Below are 13,004 nucleotides of genomic sequence, written 5' to 3' on the forward strand. Positions count from 1 at the left end.
AAAGGCGTAACAAGATTGTTGCAGAGTTTCGGAGCCCGCTATCACAAGGAGTTCCTTCGATGAAAAATTTGATGAAGTCTGTTGCGCTCGCCATTACGGTTTCTCTTTGTGCAACCTCAGTGTCTTTCGCTGCTGAAAGCGTTCGACTGACAGGTTCCGGCGCCAGTTTTCCGGCTCCGATTTACCTCACTTGGTTCAAGGATTTCAGCAAGAAAACCGCTGGCGTCACCGTGGATTATCAATCCAAGGGCAGCGGTGCAGGTGTGCAGGACTTTTTGAACAAAACGGTCGATTTCGCCGCCAGCGACTCGGCGATGAAAGACGAGGACATCGCCAAGGTTGCCGAAGGCGCGCAGTTGCTGCCGATGACAGCGGGTGAAATCGTCCTGGCCTATAACCTGCCAGGCAGTCCTAAAGGGCTGAAATTGCCACGCGATGTTTACTCCAACATCTTCCTGGGCAAGATCACCCAATGGAACGACCCGCAGATCGTCGCGGCCAACCCGGAGCTGAAACTGCCTGCTACACCGATCACCGTTGTCGTGCGTGCAGATTCCAGCGGCACCACCGCGGTATTCACCAAGCATTTGGCGGCAATCAACCCGGCGTTCAAGCAGGAGTTGGGTGAAGGCAACACCGTCAACTGGCCAGCCAGCGACAAATTCATCAAATCGCCTAAAAACGATGGCGTGACCGCTACCGTACGTCAGACCCCGGGCGCCATTGGCTACATCGAGTACGGCTTCGCCAAGCTGGCCAAGGTCGACTTTGCCCAATTGCAGAACAAGGCCGGTCACTACGTTGTGCCGAATGCCGAGAGCGGTGCCGAGGCTCTGGCTGCGGTGAAGATGCCTGAAAACCTGGTGGCCTGGCTGCCTGATCCGGATGGCGCCAAGTCCTACCCGATCACTTCCTACACCTGGATGATCTTCCGCAAGCAGAATGAAAGCCCGGCCAAGGCCAAAGCCATGCGTGAAATGGTCGAGTACAGCCTGACTGAAGGTCAGAAAATCGCCGATTCGATGGGCTACATCCCCCTGCCGCAATCGGTCGTCGATCAGGTTCGCAAAGCTTCCGCCAACATCCAGTGACGCTCGCGAGACATCTCGGCGTGTGCTTCCAGCCTCGCCGAGAGCGTTCTCCCCTACGCCGGAATAGCCCATGAACAAGCCATTTGTCGTACCGGTCAATCCGGATTCCGCCTGCCGTCCACCGTCTGCAAAGGATTTTCTGGTTGATCGCACCTTCCGCGCACTGGCGCGCATCGGTGTGGTTCTCGTTCTGGCGCTGGTCTTTGCCTTGGTGTTCGAGGTGGGACGCAAGGCACTTCCAGGCATGGAGAAACACGGTTTTGACGTCCTTTTGGGGACCGTGTGGGACGTGAACCAGGGCAAGTACGGCATTCTGCCGGCCATTTGGGGCACGCTCTACAGCGCCTTCATCGCCTTGATGATCGCAGGCTTTTTCGGCGTCAGCATGGCGATTTTCCTGACCCAGGATTTCCTGCCCGCGAAACTGGCGGCCGTTTTTCGCACCATTGTCGAATTGCTCGCCGCCATTCCCAGCGTCGTTTATGGACTGTGGGGCATCTACGTGGTGATCCCGGCCATTCGTCCCCTCACGGATTGGCTGAACAGTGAACTTGGCTGGATCCCCTTTTTCGGCACGACCTTGAGCGGACCGGGGCTGTTACCTGCCGCGCTGGTGCTTGCCATCATGATTCTGCCGACTATTGCCGCCGTTTCGCAGGATGCCCTCACCGGCGTTCCGATGAAAACCAAGCAGGCGGCCTATGGCATGGGAACCACCCATTGGGAAGCGATTCTCAAGGTCATGGTGCCCTCCGCTGCCACCGGCATTTTCGGCTCGCTGGTGCTGGGTCTGGGCCGGGCCTTGGGTGAAACGATGGCCCTGGCCATGTTGGTAGGCAATTCGAACAACATTTCCCTTTCTCTGTTTGCACCCGCCAACACGCTCGCGGCCTTGTTGGCGCTGAACTTCCCCGAGGCGGGACCGACCGAGATCGAGGTGTTGATGTATGCAGCACTGGTCCTGATGCTGATCACCCTGATCGTGAACGTCATCGGCTCCATGATCATGGTCTATGCCCAGCGTGGTACTAAATGATGACTGACATCACTTCTTCGACAGCCGCTTTGCCCAGTCTGCAGCGCAAGTTTGAAGGACGCGCCCTGCGCAGCCTGGTGTTAACTACGCTGGTCTGGGCTGGCGCCCTGCTGGCCAGCGTGCCCCTGATTTCCGTGCTCTACATGCTGATCACACGTGGTGGTGCCCGCCTCAGCCTAGAGGTGTTCACCGAACTGCCGCCGACCGGCTTCGAGACGGGTGGCGGCTTCGGCAACGCGATGGCGGGCACCTTCGTTATGGTCGGTATCGCCGCTGCCATCGCGGTTCCGGTCGGCATCATGGCGGCCATCTTTCTGGCTGAGCTTGGGCCGGACAGCAAGCTGGCCAACGCCGCGCGCTTTGCCGCCAAGATGCTCACCGGATTGCCTTCGATTTTGGCGGGTGTTTTTGCCTACGCCCTGGTGGTGATGACCACGGGCACCTACTCGGCACCGGCAGGTGGCGTGGCGCTGGCAGTATTGATGCTGCCCATCGTTGTGCTGACGGCTGAAGAATCGATGAGGATGGTGCCCAAGATCATGAAGGATGCTGCCTACGGTATGGGCTGCACCCGATCGCAGGTGATCTGGAAAATCGTACTGCCTACCGGCCTGCCAGCGATCCTGACCGGCGTGATGCTGGCGGTGGCCCGTGCAGCCGGCGAAACCGCGCCGCTGTTGTTTACCGCCCTGTTCAGCAACTACTGGATCTACCACGACGGCAGCCTGGCGGTGATGAATCCGACCGCATCGCTCGCCGTACTGATCTACAACTTCTCCGGCATGCCGTTCGACAATCAGCTTGAGCTCGCATGGGCGGCCTCGCTGGTGTTGGTGATGATCGTGCTGATCGTGAATATCGTCAGCCGAATCTTCGGCAAGCCAAAGTTTTAAGAATGGGAGCACATAGTGTGAATGTATTATCTGCGCAAAAAGTTGCCCCGCTCGAGACACAGGTCCCTGTGGTCATGGACTGCAAGCTGGACAAGATTTTCTACGGCAATTTCATGGCGGTGCGTGACAGCCATGTGCCGATCGAAAAAAACAAGATCACCGGATTCATCGGTCCTTCGGGCTGCGGCAAGAGTACCGTACTGCGCAGCCTCAACCGGATGAATGACCTGGTCAAAGGCTTTCGCTTCGAGGGTCATGTGCATTTCCTCGGGCAAGACGTTTATGGCAAGGGCGTTGATCCCGTGGTCGTGCGCCGCTATATCGGGATGGTGTTTCAACAACCAAACCCGTTCTCGATGAGCATCTTCGATAACGTCGCTTTTGGCCTACGCCTCAATCGCTACCAGGGCGACCTGGGTGATCGCGTCAAGCACGCCCTGGAGGGCGCGGCGTTGTGGGATGAAGTAAAAGACAAGCTCAAGGTCAGCGGCCTGTCCCTTTCGGGCGGCCAACAGCAACGGCTGTGTATCGCCCGCGCCATCGCGACCGAGCCGGAAGTCCTGTTGCTGGATGAGCCGTGCTCCGCACTTGACCCGATCGCCACCCGCCGTGTCGAGGAGTTGATGGTCGAGTTGAAGAAGGATTACACCATCGCGCTGGTGACTCACAACATGCAGCAGGCGATCCGTGTCGCTGACACCACGGCATTTTTCTCGGTGGATATTTCCCAGGGTACGCGTACCGGCTATCTGGTTGAGATGGGCCCCACGGCCCAGATATTCGACAATCCCCGCGAGCAAATGACGAGCGATTACATCAGCGGCAAATTCAGCTAATCGACAAACGTCCAGTCAAGACCGAAAGCAGCGAATGGCAAACGACATTGGCATGCCTTCGGTCTTTTTACCTCTCACACTTCTAATCAGGATTGCCAATGTCCGCAAAGCGTCGTCTTGATTTGCCAGCAATCGAGCGTGCACTCCGTAAGGTGCAGGGGCGCTTTGCCGAGCTCAGCAGGCACTTCACCGAGCCGCGTGATCCCTTGACTGACGAAGTGCTGCGCAATGTGGTTGATGGCTATGCGCTGATTGACGACTATGTCGCCCGTGGTGTCGATCTGTTCGATCTTCAGCAACTGAACCTGATGCTGGAGATCAATGCCACCGTTCTCTGCGGCCGAGACCCGGCACGTCGTCTGGAGTACGCTCAGCACCTCGCGGCTACCGAAGAACACTTCTTCAACAACGTTGAAGGCGGGATAAAGGACTTGTACAACTGGTACTGTGCGTATCGCAGCGAATCTGTCTGGAAACGTGCGGCCGGTGTCTATGTACGGATCCTCAGCAAGCCGCAATTGTTCATTGAAGGCAATAACCGCACTGGGTCGCTGATCGTCAGTTACTTGCTCATGCGTGCAGGGCTGCCGCCGTTCGTACTGACGCTGGACAACGCCGAGGGTTACTTCAACCCGTCATCCGTCATCCGCAACTCCGCCAAACATGGCGTCAAGGCCTTGTACGAATTGCCCAAGATCAAGAAAAAATATGCAGCCTTCCTGGAAGAACAAGCGCCTGATCCAAAGGAATTTTTTGTGAGCGACAAACCAGTGCCCATCTATCTGGGGGGCGAATGATGAGCAGGTATCCGATGCTCGACAGATGCCGGGTTTCCAGCGGTCGAGCGTGGCAAGCAATCAAGCGTTCCATTCCGATGGACGCGTTCAGCCGCCAGCGCATCCGTATTTCGTTTGATATCGATGACACGTTGGCCTGTCAGACCCATCACTGCGCTGTCGAGCACAGCAGGCTACCGGCTTTTGTTCATCGTTGGCTGGGCGAGCCATTGCGTAGGGGAACACGCGACCTGACCCGAGAGTTACGCCGACAGGGATGCAGCATCTGGGTCTACACGTCGTCCGGTCGGACACCATCTTACATCCGGCGCTGGTTATTGCTGCACGGTATCCACGTTGACGGTGTGGTCAACAGTGTTCGGCATAACCATGCCCTGACAGCGCATGGGCTTTCGAACTCTCCTTCGAAGTTTCCACCCGCATTCGATATCGACTTGCATGTCGATGATTCCGAGGGCGTGCAGATTGAAGGCTATGATCACGGTTTTCGCGTCGTGGTCGTGCGTCCGGATGATGAGAACTGGGCGCAGAGCGTTTTAAATGCAGCAGCTGAAGTCCAGGCACAGTTAGCTTGGCAGCAACGGCACAGAAACACGGAGCCTGCGCAACAACGCTCAGAAGCTTTTTTCTCCTGAATTTCGAAACATCACGACCTTGTCTTTACTGTGACGAACATTTTGATGCGGTCGTGAATCTCCTGGAGTGCATGACGGAAAGGTTCATGTTTCTCACTGGTCGTCGGGTCTTCAAAACTCCACATGATCGCTTCATCGGAAGACGGTATTCGTGAGGCTTCTTCGGAAGACTTATCACACAGTGTGATGACGTAGTGGAACTGCTGTCCTTCAAATTCATCGATCGATTTGCTACGCAAGCCATTGCTCTCTATGCCTATGTGTTCGAGAGACTCCAGGGTGCGAGGATCAACCTCGCCGGGTTCGAGGCCAGCACTGAAAGCTTCAAAGTGTGAAGAATCAGTGTGGCGAAGCAGCGCTTCGGCCAGCAAGGAACGGACATCGTTTTTAGCGCAGACAAACAGCACCCGGAATTTGTCAGCCATTCCTTTCACCCCGCTTGGACAGTTGATCTGAAAAATGCCAATGCTCAGTTAAGCAGCGTTTTCGATCGCCCGATCTCAAGTCGATGGAATGCACTATTTCCAAATTTTTCAGTGCCCGTGCCGATTCAGTCTGCCTCCTCCAGCAGGTGCAAGAGATCAACAAACTGGCCTGTCAGCTTGTGATGCCGGTCGAGGTGAATCAAAGGTTGGCAGCGCTCATGTGATTCACGCATCTTCACCGAACTGCCGAGATACACCGGAAGAATCGGCAGCCCTTCCGCGATGAGCTCTTCGACCAGATTGCGGTGAAAGCCAGTGGTGCTGACGTAGTGATTGATGACAATCCCTTCAACGACCAATGACTCATTATGGTCCCCCTGAAGTTCTGCCACCTGTGCCAGCACCTGGTACAACGCCTGACGAGCGAAGGTATCGCAATCAAATGGAATCAAAACCGCATCCGCGGCGATGAGTGCACTGAACGTATAGAAGTTAATCGCCGGCGGCGTATCGATATAAACCCGGTCGTAATCCTGGGAAATGTCGTCCAACAGCCGACGCAGCTTGTTTATCTTGAACTTCGCTTCCAGCTTGGGCTGTAAATCCGAAAGCTCGCGACTGGCAGTGATGAGGTGAAGATTGTCGTAGGGTGTCTCAACGATATGAGCGCGGCTTTTTTTGGCTGCCGGCCCCGTAGACAAGGTTTGCTTGAAAAAGTCCGCAATACCCACCGGGATGTCGTCCCCGGTCAGGCCGGTGAGGTAATAAGTGGAGTTGGCCTGGGCGTCCAGGTCGACAACGAGCGTCCGGTAGCCTTCCATTGCGCTTGCAGCAGCCAGGTTGCACACGATACTCGACTTGCCTACCCCACCTTTTTGATTGAAAACAACACGACGCATCAACATCATTCCTGCGACAAAAGATTCCAGTTTATCGACCTCCCGCGAATCCACAGCGGCAACTTGATGAATTTTATATTGCAGTGCCCGTGCGCAATGGCTGTAACGAACAATAGCTCTGCTACGCTCTGCGAACACACTCCAAGCGAGGACGATGATGTCTTTTGTCGACGATTTTGTGGCTCAGATCATTTCCCTGGAGGTCTCCCTCTATCACTCGCGCGCTCGGCTGCAAGCCAACAGTGACAGCGAAGCGCTGCATGATCTGAGGATTGCAGTACGGAAAATACGAAGCCTTTTGCGACCGCTGCGCAAGATGCCGGAGATTATCGAATTGAGTCAGGCCGCCGCTGAGGTTGGCAGAGCGACGACTCCCACGAGGGATCTGGAGGTCATCGTTGATGAGCTTCGGGAAATGGGGTACCCGCGCCAAGCGATGAGCCGAAGCGCAACCTTGACAGGACAATATCGGAAGATCATCGGTAGCCCAATGCTCGACAAACTGTTTGGCGAACTGGATCGATGGCCAGAGTTGTTCAGGACTGCCCAGCGAGCCGGCGAACTGGCTGATGTCAAAAGACAAATCCAGAAAGCCCTGAAGAAAAGAATCACTCAGCTGATCGCTGGACTTCGGGATAAACATTTTGACCGGCACGAGCTGAGGATCATCGTGAAAAACGCAAGATACCTCTCCGATGCGTTTCCGACACTGTCACCGCTCAAGGCAAAATCCAGGGCTCAATTGAAGTCGGTACAAGCGTCGCTCGGCTCATGGCACGATCATCATCAATGGTGCCTGCGGGCCGAGGCGGAACCTGATTTGCTCGAAATCGCACCGTACTGGGAAGTCGCGTCAGAGCAGGCGCTGGCTGATGCCGAGCTAAAATTGGCGTCACTCCTTGATCACCTAGAGAAAGACCTAGCGAAGTCTAAAGAATGACATCAATTCGCCTCCAAAGCCCCGATATAGAGCCTCTGATACATTTTGAATCATCTAAAAAATGCGCTACCCTCCGCCACCTCAACAGCAAAGGGTTTGCAGAGGAAAATCACTATTGAAACAAATGAGCAAGGAAGCGGTTGCAAAGTTTGGCTAGGCGAAACGGCAGTTTCGTTCCCCAGCCTAGAGGACGCTAAAACCTACATTGCTCAACTCGAAGAGCGGATAGAGGCGGCCTCTCATGTATTTGGCCAGGATGATGGAGCGCCGAAAGTTAATTAAGCATCTCGTAAGAGGTCGACCATGAGGCCAGTCTGCATACGCGGCCTGATTACCCGACAAAACTGAGCATTAACCATCACCGCTCTAAGAACCATTAGCAGCCACTGCTCGACTTAAAGAAACGGCGAAATATTCGCCATTGCACGCGTTATGTAAACGTCCTTCTCCCCCACCGGAGCAACGTAGTGAAGAGCACTACGTGCAGCCTCTGCACCAGCTAGGCGGGAGATGAGCCAAGCGGCCAGATACTGCGACGATAAGCAGCCGCCAGCGGTTGCGACATTGTCCTTAGCCACAAACGGCTGATTGAGCACCGCCACGCCGGCCTCTTCAACCCATGGCTTGGTAATAAGATCCGTGCAAGCCGGAACGTCATCTAGCAAGCCGAGCTTTGCAAGTATGAGCGTGCCCGAGCACTGGGCCCCCAAGAGTTGGCGAGCTGGGTCTAGTTTCAGTCGAGACATCAGTGCGTCGTCCGCGACGACGTCCCGAGTCAATCTCCCACTACCCACCAGCACCGCATCCGCGCCGCAGGCTTCCTCTAACGACGCCTGCGCCTCGACCATCAGGCCGTTCATCGATAGCACCTTATCTGTGGGGCTGGCGATAGACACTCGCCAATCAGGCTTTTGAACCCGGTTGAGGATGCCGAACGAAATGAGCGAATCGAGTTCGTTGAACCCTTCGAAGGTAAGGATCGCAATGTGCATGGTGCTCTCGCGCCAGAAAAGTCTTGAGGCTCATCGTAAAATCAACCGACCAATACATTCAAAAAATTGTAATGGATACATTTCAGGTAACTGTGGCGTCTTCACAGCCATTCGGCTCCACTCTTGAGCGTCCGCTATGGGTCCGTTCTCTGCCGGTCATGGCCATACAGCGGGAGGGTCAAATCCGATGCAAATGATTGGTCAGGTCGAATGCAAATGGGTGGGCAAGTCAGTTCGATTACCCAGCTTGAGGCGGGCTTGAAAGAAAGCAATAAAAAGCCCGGTTGCAGGGCCGGGCTTGTCTAGCTGCGTGGGTTGACCAGCAACTAACCCCCACCCGAGTTTCCTCCGCTACTGCTACCACTCCCCTGCCCCTGTTCACCTGTCTTTTGATCCGGCAGGTGTCGGGCCGTTATCGGTTGTCCCGCCGTCGGCCCCTTTAGGAAGTGAACCTGCGTCGGGGTCTGCGTTGGTGCTTTTAGGTGCAGGGTCGCGGCTTTGACTCGTGCCATCAAGTAGAGGTGGTCCCGGGTGTTGAGTCAGCTGCAATCGCATACAGCGAACTGCCAGACATCATGACTGCGAGCGTCAGCACCGCCATTTGTGATTAATCATGTTGGTTCTTCCTGAGCGTGGGTAACACGACATTGGAAGGATTAGCCGCGAGAACGTGCCGGGCAGTGTACGAGCGGTTGACGTCTGTGCAGAAGTCGCGGCGGCAACCCTGCCCGCCTTCTCCGACCAAGGCTAAAGCCTCTTCACCATTGGCACACACGCCAACTGGAGCCCTGAAGGCGCATGGTAAATAGCAGGTTCGTCACCCACGAAACCGCAGCGTCGGTAAAAATCAGCCGCGTTCAACGTAGCGTCCAGATTGACCGCCTTCAGGCCCAACTCCCGCGCCAGGCATTCCAGATGGCTGAGTATCTTCAAGCCGATGCCTTGTTGCATGAAACCCGGCAGCACAAAGATCGCGCCGATTTCGCTGTTGTCCAGATCAAGCATCCCTGTCGCCACCGGTTCACCTTGAATGCAGCCCAGGTAAAAGTGCTTTTCCATTAAGTCGCTGTAACCGTCCTTGGCCGCGCCTGCCGTCCAGGCAAGCATCTGTTCTGCGGTATAGGCGCCGATGCATTGGTGCCGTATCGCTTGAAGGCGGATATCGAATGCGGTCTGGGCATCGCTTGGTTCGGCGCGTCTGATCTCGAACATTTCATTCTCCTTGAGCCATCGGTGGACGGAGAACTAAAAAGCCCCGTCCATTTCTGGCGGGGCCTTGGGTAACTACGTCAATTCCTGCGAACGCGTGACCTCACGGCCCGCCAGCGGCGGTCATGGAGGAACACATCATGTTCATGCGGGAAATGTAGATCATGGGTCGATAGTGTTTTGGATGAACGGGGTTGTCAATTTTGATGGGGAAAATAAATGCGTTCCCTTGTACATATTTCGCTCCTCACACTCTCTTTTTCTGTCTTGGAACTTTTTAACCAGATGATGTCGATATGATGGCGCGCCACAACATCAATCAGTGGGCCAACCAGCGCCAGGCTGTTTCCTGGAAAACCATGGACGTGTGTGATGAGACTGATTATTGCAGCGCTTTTGATGCTTAGCGGGTATGCCCACGCCAGTTGTGCCAGCATCAGTGACAGTGACCAGCGCTACTACTGTAATGCTAGAGCAGGTGGCGGGAGCTGTGCGGGTATCCGTAACTCAGGTTTGCGCATTGCTTGTTATGCGGAGACCGGCAACGTCAGAGGCAACGGCAACGGCAACGGCAACGGCAACGGCAGCGTCAGAGGCAATGGCAATGGCAATGGCAACGGCAACTTCAGCGGCAGTTGTGCCGCCATCAGCGACAGTGACCAGCGCTACTACTGTAATGCCAAAGCAGGTAACGGAAGCTGTGCGGGGATCAATAACTCAGATTTGCGCAATGCTTGTAATGCGGAGACCGGCAACGGCAGTTGTGCGGGCATCAATGACAGTGACCAGCGCTACTACTGTAATGCCAAAGCAGGTAACGGAAGCTGTGCGGGTATCAGAAACAGCGACCTGCGCAACCAATGTAATGCCTTGAATCACTGAGAGCACGGCTCATCCGAGTCCCCATTCATCCTGGGCCACTCCGCGCCATGCGGCTCCCTGGTAATCAAGGAAGTGTGCAATGAGACTAATACTCGCAGTGATGCTGATGTTCAGCAGCTACGTTTACGCCAGTTGCGAAAACATCAGCAACGATGACCAGCGTAACTATTGCAAGGCGCGTGAGGGCCGAGGCGGTTGTCAGAATATTAAGAACGACGACCAGCGCAACGCCTGCAAAGCGGAAACGGAGGGTACGAGTGATTGTGGAAACATTCGCGACAATGACCAGCGCAACTATTGCAAAGCCAAGCAGGGTTCGGGAGGGTGCCAAAACATCAAGAACGACGACATGCGCAATGCCTGCAAAGCGCAAACAGAAGGTACGAGTGACTGTGGAAACATTCGCGATGATGACCAGCGCAATTACTGCAAGGCCCAGCAAGGCTCCGGAGGTTGCCAGAACATCAAGGACGACGGTCTGCGCAATCAGTGCAAATCCATCGCGCCTTAGCTGAACGGCACAGCGACAGCCGCGTGATAAAGGTGACAGGTCTTTTGTTTAAATAGATCTGTCACCTTTTCCATTAAGCCATCCGTGGACGGAGAACTAAAAAGCCCCGTCCATCTCTGGCGGGGCCTTGGGTAACTACGTCAAATCCTGTGAACGCATGACCTCACGGCCCGCCAAAAGCGGTCATGGAAGTGCACATCATGTTCATGCGGGGGATGTAGGTCATGGGTCGATAGTGTTTTGGATGATCCGGCTTGTCAATTTTGAGGGGGAAAATAAAGGCGACCCCTTTTACCTCTTAACATTCTGGGGTTTGCCCGAAAGCAACATCACCTAACGCCGGCGACCTGGGTTCCACACATAGTGACTAAAGACAAAGACGGCAGCAGCGAAGGCAATAAACAGCGAGCCAACGGCAAGCCAACGAGGCAAATCACTCAAGAATTGGATTTTATCTATTTGAGGGATAGACAGAATGGTCCCAATTGAAGCGCAGGTGACGATACCGATTATCGAGGCTCGCACGCTTGTGTATTTGCCATCCAACGTTTCATCGAACTCAATTTTTCGCATCATCGGAGCGTAGTAACGCAAGCCGAAAAAACAGAAGATCCCGTAAGTGAAAAGCCCTACAGCGTTGAAATATGCGTCTTCCAGAGTGGTCAACTCCTTCAGGCCCAGCATCACTATCAGAGTGTAAAAAGCTGAACAGGCGAAGACCATTGGCCATGCCCAGAGGTAGTAGCGAAACGTTCGAGCGTCCATAAACACATAATCCATTATGGGGGAGGCTATGAGGTTGTTAGCTGATCAGAAGTTGGCCGGGGTGTTAGCGCTGATGATTTCCGCTTCATCCTGGCCAATATTGCGGAACTTGTGAGGCAGCGTCGTCGGGAAGTAATAGCCGTCGCCAGCGTTGAGCACGCTGATCTGACCATCAACCGTCAACTCAACCGTCCCCCGCGTAACCAGCCCGCACTCCTCGCCTTCCGAATGCACAATCGGCTCTTCCCCGAACTCGCCCCCGGCGCGTATTGCTCACGTAACAACCGCATCTGCCGACTCGGCACCGAAGCGCCAATCAACAGCAGCCGCAACCCATGACGCCCAAGATCCGGCTGTTCATTGGCGCGGAATACGTATTGATGCTCACGCGGCGGTTGGTCGAAGGTGAAGAAATCCGCCAAGGACATGGGAATGCCTTCGAGCAGTTTTTTCAGGGAGCTGACGGAGGGACTGACGCGATTCTGTTCGATCAGGGAGATGGTGGCATTGGTGACGCCGCTACGCCGGGCCAGCTCGCGCTGGGACAGTTTGTAGCTTTCGCGTACTAATTTGAGTCGTGAGCCCGTGTCCATGACAGCCTTATGCGAGAAATACTTAAGGGTTATGGGGGTGGATGGCGGGCGACTTTTGGCCGCGAAAGTACCGCTTCCCTGTCCCGGAAATGTGAAAGGCGGGTATTAAATCACGTTTGGTGGTGTTGCTCAGCAGGTTCGATAACTGGTTAGTGAAAAAGCTGAGGGTGCTCATGTCAGACCGTTTGGCGATGTGGGTTCGGGGGGTGTCAGGTGGCGGTGATGGTGGCTGATCTGGCGCCATCGCGAGCAGGCTCACTCCTACAGTTTGGGCCGGGCGTACACACATTCTGTGCACGCCACAGATCTCCTGTAGGAGTGAGCCTGCTCGCGATGGCGGTGTGTCAGGCGACATTGATGGTGGCTGATCTGGCGCCATCGCGAGCAGGCTCACTCTTACAGTTTGGGCCGGGGCGTACACACATTCTGTGCACGCCATAGATCTCCTGTAGGAGTGAGCCTGCTCGCGATGACGGTGTGTCTGGCGACGTCGATGTTGA

14 protein-coding genes and 1 pseudogene are annotated in these 13,004 nt (G+C 55.1%); 9 read left to right on the forward strand and 6 right to left on the reverse strand.

Translation table 11 applies throughout. From position 1 onward, the window contains the following. Positions 1 to 59: 59 nt before the first annotated feature. From pstS to HP062_RS08370, 6 genes are all read left to right on the forward strand, one after another. A complete protein-coding gene (gene pstS / locus HP062_RS08345; RefSeq protein ID WP_172791245.1) occupies positions 60 to 1,091 on the forward strand; it encodes a phosphate ABC transporter substrate-binding protein PstS in 1,032 nt (343 codons plus the stop codon). A 70-nt stretch (positions 1,092 to 1,161) separates the two neighbouring features. Then, positions 1,162 to 2,127 (forward strand): phosphate ABC transporter permease subunit PstC, encoded by a 966-nt coding sequence (gene pstC, locus HP062_RS08350; RefSeq protein WP_090454569.1) that lies wholly within the window; start codon positions 1,162 to 1,164, stop codon positions 2,125 to 2,127. Continuing rightward, positions 2,127 to 3,020 (forward strand): phosphate ABC transporter permease PstA, encoded by an 894-nt coding sequence (gene pstA / locus HP062_RS08355; RefSeq protein WP_090457824.1) that lies wholly within the window; start codon positions 2,127 to 2,129, stop codon positions 3,018 to 3,020. The genes pstC and pstA overlap by 1 nt, the downstream gene beginning before the upstream one ends. 2 nt (positions 3,021 to 3,022) lie before the next feature. Next, a complete protein-coding gene (gene pstB / locus HP062_RS08360) occupies positions 3,023 to 3,856 on the forward strand; it encodes a phosphate ABC transporter ATP-binding protein PstB (protein WP_372242820.1) in 834 nt (277 codons plus the stop codon). 98 nt (positions 3,857 to 3,954) lie between these two features. After that, on the forward strand, positions 3,955 to 4,653 hold the full coding sequence (locus HP062_RS08365) for a hypothetical protein (protein ID WP_172791246.1): 699 nt from the start codon (positions 3,955 to 3,957) through the stop codon (positions 4,651 to 4,653). Next, complete coding sequence (locus HP062_RS08370) at positions 4,653 to 5,288, forward strand: hypothetical protein (RefSeq protein WP_372242821.1); 636 nt, start codon at positions 4,653 to 4,655, stop codon at positions 5,286 to 5,288. Before HP062_RS08365 ends, HP062_RS08370 begins: the two co-directional genes overlap by 1 nt. 11 nt (positions 5,289 to 5,299) lie before the next feature. Here HP062_RS08370 and HP062_RS08375 read toward each other — a convergent pair whose 3' ends face one another. Further along, a complete protein-coding gene (locus tag HP062_RS08375; RefSeq protein WP_172791248.1) occupies positions 5,300 to 5,713 on the reverse strand; it encodes an arsenate reductase ArsC in 414 nt (137 codons plus the stop codon). A gap of 125 nt (positions 5,714 to 5,838) precedes the next feature. Beyond that, positions 5,839 to 6,612: a ParA family protein gene (locus tag HP062_RS08380; protein WP_172791249.1), complete on the reverse strand. Its 774-nt coding sequence runs from the start codon at positions 6,610 to 6,612 to the stop codon at positions 5,839 to 5,841. Between the two features lie 157 nt (positions 6,613 to 6,769). Here HP062_RS08380 and HP062_RS08385 point away from each other — a divergent pair, with 157 nt between their 5' ends. Next, a complete protein-coding gene (locus HP062_RS08385; RefSeq protein WP_172791250.1) occupies positions 6,770 to 7,552 on the forward strand; it encodes a CHAD domain-containing protein in 783 nt (260 codons plus the stop codon). 395 nt (positions 7,553 to 7,947) lie between these two features. Here the strand turns inward: HP062_RS08385 and HP062_RS08390 are convergent, their stop codons facing one another. After that, complete coding sequence (locus HP062_RS08390; protein WP_172791251.1) at positions 7,948 to 8,544, reverse strand: DJ-1/PfpI family protein; 597 nt, start codon at positions 8,542 to 8,544, stop codon at positions 7,948 to 7,950. A gap of 747 nt (positions 8,545 to 9,291) precedes the next feature. Continuing rightward, positions 9,292 to 9,756, reverse strand: coding sequence for a GNAT family N-acetyltransferase (locus HP062_RS08395; RefSeq protein WP_172791252.1), 465 nt, complete (start codon positions 9,754 to 9,756; stop codon positions 9,292 to 9,294). Positions 9,757 to 10,125: 369 nt separating this feature from the next. Between HP062_RS08395 and HP062_RS08400 the strand changes: the two genes are divergently transcribed. Further along, on the forward strand, positions 10,126 to 10,635 hold the full coding sequence (locus tag HP062_RS08400) for a hypothetical protein (RefSeq protein WP_172791253.1): 510 nt from the start codon (positions 10,126 to 10,128) through the stop codon (positions 10,633 to 10,635). Positions 10,636 to 10,714: 79 nt separating this feature from the next. Beyond that, positions 10,715 to 11,146, forward strand: coding sequence for a hypothetical protein (locus tag HP062_RS08405; RefSeq protein ID WP_172791254.1), 432 nt, complete (start codon positions 10,715 to 10,717; stop codon positions 11,144 to 11,146). A gap of 333 nt (positions 11,147 to 11,479) precedes the next feature. On the opposite strand, the gene HP062_RS08410 is transcribed toward HP062_RS08405, so the two are convergent. Both HP062_RS08410 and HP062_RS08415 read right to left on the reverse strand, forming a co-directional pair. Then, the gene (locus HP062_RS08410; RefSeq protein ID WP_172791255.1) at positions 11,480 to 11,911 is read right to left on the reverse strand and encodes a hypothetical protein; all 432 of its coding nucleotides are present in this window, start codon (positions 11,909 to 11,911) and stop codon (positions 11,480 to 11,482) included. 45 nt (positions 11,912 to 11,956) lie between these two features. Next, positions 11,957 to 12,504: pseudogene (locus tag HP062_RS08415) on the reverse strand (cupin domain-containing protein). Positions 12,505 to 13,004 lie beyond the last annotated feature (500 nt).

This window comes from Pseudomonas sp. B14-6 (genome assembly GCF_013260315.1).
In the GTDB taxonomy this organism is placed as follows: Bacteria; Pseudomonadota; Gammaproteobacteria; order Pseudomonadales; family Pseudomonadaceae; genus Aquipseudomonas; species Aquipseudomonas mandelii.